Origin of the sequence: Microbacterium sp., assembly GCF_049661145.1 — a bacterium.
GTDB lineage: Bacteria > Actinomycetota > Actinomycetes > Actinomycetales > Microbacteriaceae > Microbacterium.
Genome location: NZ_JBASZT010000046.1, coordinates 1 through 2,958, shown reverse-complemented (window position 1 = coordinate 2,958; position 2,958 = coordinate 1). Strand labels below are relative to the sequence as shown.

Annotated in this window: 4 protein-coding genes and 1 tRNA gene; all 5 read right to left on the bottom strand. The window is 69.5% G+C overall.

Annotation, left to right across the window (positions count from 1 at the left end):
* Window positions 1-90: 90 nt before the first annotated feature.
* Window positions 91-163: transfer RNA gene (locus tag WBP48_RS02090), tRNA-Met, on the bottom strand.
* Window positions 164-309: 146 nt separating this feature from the next.
* Entirely contained in the window at window positions 310-684 is a 375-nt protein-coding gene (locus tag WBP48_RS02085) for a YccF domain-containing protein (RefSeq protein ID WP_424435352.1), read from the bottom strand.
* 52 nt (window positions 685-736) lie between these two features.
* On the bottom strand, window positions 737-958 hold the full coding sequence (locus tag WBP48_RS02080; RefSeq protein ID WP_424435349.1) for a hypothetical protein: 222 nt from the start codon (window positions 956-958) through the stop codon (window positions 737-739).
* Window positions 959-1,108: 150 nt separating this feature from the next.
* The gene (locus WBP48_RS02075) at window positions 1,109-1,471 is read right to left on the bottom strand and encodes a hypothetical protein (protein ID WP_424435347.1); all 363 of its coding nucleotides are present in this window, start codon (window positions 1,469-1,471) and stop codon (window positions 1,109-1,111) included.
* Window positions 1,468-2,958 (bottom strand): PspC domain-containing protein (locus tag WBP48_RS02070; protein WP_424435344.1); only part of this gene is annotated, 1,491 nt, incomplete at its 5' end. The genes WBP48_RS02070 and WBP48_RS02075, both read right to left, overlap by 4 nt.

The following is a 2,958-nucleotide window of genomic DNA, read 5'->3' as shown; positions in this document are numbered from 1 at the left end:
TCGCATAGCAGCGCGGTCGCGCGGTGCCTCCGGATGCCGGGGCGTCGGCCGCAGCGGGCGCCACCCCGGCATCCGTCTTCGGCATTCTCGACGCGGCGGCGGGAGTCGAACCCGCAGTGCGACCGGGTATGAGCCGGTGCCCGGGACCACCCGGATCGCCGCGATGACTTCGACCATAGGCGGTAACGATCCCGCAATCGAGTGGATGACGGTTTCTTGCGGCTCGCGTCGTCGCGTAACGCTGCACGAACGGGCGGTGGGGCGCAACCGAACCGCGATGCCCGCCTATGGCGCGGCGCCGAACTCGCCCTAACGCGTCGAGACGATGTCCTTGCCCAGCGGCATGAGGGAGATGGGGATCATCTTGAAGTCCGCGATCGCCATCGGGATGCCGATGATCGTGATGCACAGCGCGATGCCGCTCGTCAGATGCGCGAGCGCGAGCCACCACCCCGCGAAGATGATCCAGATGACGTTCCCGAGGAAGGAACCGATGCCCGCGGTGGGTTTGCTCACGATCGTACGTCCGAAAGGCCAGATCACGTAGCCCGCGGTGCGGAACGACGCGATCGCCCACGGGATCGTGATGATCGGGATGCACAGCAGCACGCCCGCGAGGACGTAGCCGACGAAGAGCCAGAAGCCCGCGAAGATGATCCAGACGATGTTCAGGAGCGTGCGCACAGGATCATTCTCGCCGATGGTGGGCGGGCATGGCCTCGGGCGCCGCCCGGTGTCAGCTGTCGGGCATGCCGAACTCGCGGCGCATGAGCGCGGACACGTCGCGGTCGAGGTGGTCGAGCTTGACATAGACCGCCTCGAACTTCGCGTCGACGGCCGCAAACCCTGCAGCCATGGCGCGGTTGATGAGGGTGGTCATGAGGGTCATGCCGCCCAGCATGACGGCGGCGAACACTCCGATCAGGGTCCAGATCTGCGGATCGTTCACGGCGCTCATCCTTTCATTGTGCCCGCGTTGCGGGCGGGATGGAAGGCAGGCTACGCAGGTCCCGCGGGCGACGGGACAAGAAGAGGTCCAACTGTGGACAGTTCGCGGAAGTCGTCGCCTGGGGAGAGAGCGATGCCGGGCGGGTCAGACGCTCGGCTCCTATGGCTGCGGCGCTCGACGGTCTTCGAGCGCGCGCTGCGCGCGGTGCAGCAGTCCGACCAGGCCCGTGACGAGGGCGATCACGCCGACCGCGATCAGCGCGTAGGCCACGGCAGTCGCCGGCTGGAGGTTCTGCGCCCAGGCGCTGAGGTCGTCGATGCGCTGCTCGTCGGCGGCCAGCCAGATGCCGGCGCCCGCGAGAGCCGCGAGCACCAGGCCCCAGACCATCCCGGCCCATCGCACGCGTGGCCCAGGTGTCGCGTCACTGTCGAGGACCCGGGTACCGGCTGCGGGGGTCGTGTCCGCGTCGATCGCGGCTGTGGCGGATGCCGGGAACAGCTCGGCCGTTTCGTTATCGCTCATTGCCGGTATCCGTTCTGTTCGGCGTGTCCGAGAAGATCGATGCCGATCCATCCCGACTCCTGGTCGATCACGAGGGTCTGCTGCGTCGTGACCGCTCCGTCGTCGGCCCGAAGCGTGCCGCGGTATCGCGTGCGACCGTCGCCGAGTCGATCGACGTGCATCCCCTCCAGGGAGGCGAGGTCGATGGTGTTCCCCTCGCGATCAGTGACCGTCGTCGCCCACTCCTGGGCAGTCAGATCGAGCCGCAGTTCCACTCCCGTATCGAGGGTGATGAGCGTGCTGCCGCTGCGTTTGACGACAGAGATCGGTTGGTCATTCCGACCGGTGTCTGCGAGGTAGATGTTCAGGTTCCCCCACGGCTGGGTGAACGGAGCCGCCGCCGGGTAGGACTGGCTGCCCAGGTTCGAGATCCCGTAGTCACCCAGGTGCAGGTTCGACACGGTCGGGACGGCGAGCGAGACGGCGCCCCCGACGAGAGTCGCGACGGTCGCGAACGCGAGGAATCCGCTGCGCCGCCGTAGCGCCCCGGCGACCATCATGGCCAGCGCGAGAACGAGCGCGCCGACAAACATCCCGACGGCGATGGCCAACTCGCCACCGTGCTGGAGCGCGGTGGCCGTACCCGCGATCAGCGCGATGCCGATCACGATCGCAACGAAGGCGAACGGGGTGCGCGGCTTGGTGAGGCGGCGGATGCGGCGGCGTTCGGCCGCGTCCGTCGAGAACGCCGTCGCGCGTTCTTGGCGTTCCCGGCGGGCCTGCTCGCGGGCGATGCGCGCGGCATCCTGCTGCTGCCGGCGCCACGCGTCGTCCTGTATCTTCCACGCGGCGTGCTGCTCACGCCACGCGGCGTATTCGGCGGCGGTGGGGTCAGCGGTGTCGGGGTTCTGGTCCGGGCTGGGGCGTTTCGACTCGCTTCGCTCGCTCAACGAGCGGGAGGAGGGGTCGAGAGGGTCCGGAGCCGCTGCGGACGCCGGGTCTGCGGAAGCCGTTCGCAGACCCGGGGCTGCGGCATCCGGGCGTTCGGAAGATGTGCGGATCGCGGCGCGCGTGACGATGACGATGAGGCCCGCCGCGACGGCACCCGCGAACAAAAAGAAGAGGATGCCGAGGGCGCTCACGCTGCCGCCCGCAACCGACCAGAGCGTGGGCGCGCCGAGGATGAGGGGCAGCGGCGCGGGCACCAATCCGAGCAGTGCGCAGGCGGCGGCCCCCGCGAGCGCGGGGGTGAGCTGACCGCGCAGCGCCTGCTGCAGCGGGATGCGCCCGTCCAGGTCGGGCAGCAGCGCCCACGCGACGGCGTACACGAAGAGCACGGGGAACCCGAAGAGCCCGATCACGACGAGGATGCCGCGGACGATCAGCGGATCCACCCGCATCCGCGCCGCGAGACCCGCCGCGACACCGCCGAGCCACCCGTCGCCGCGGACGACACCGAGCCCGGCGGTCCACGAGAAGAAGCCGTCGCTGCGGGCGGGGCGTGGCGG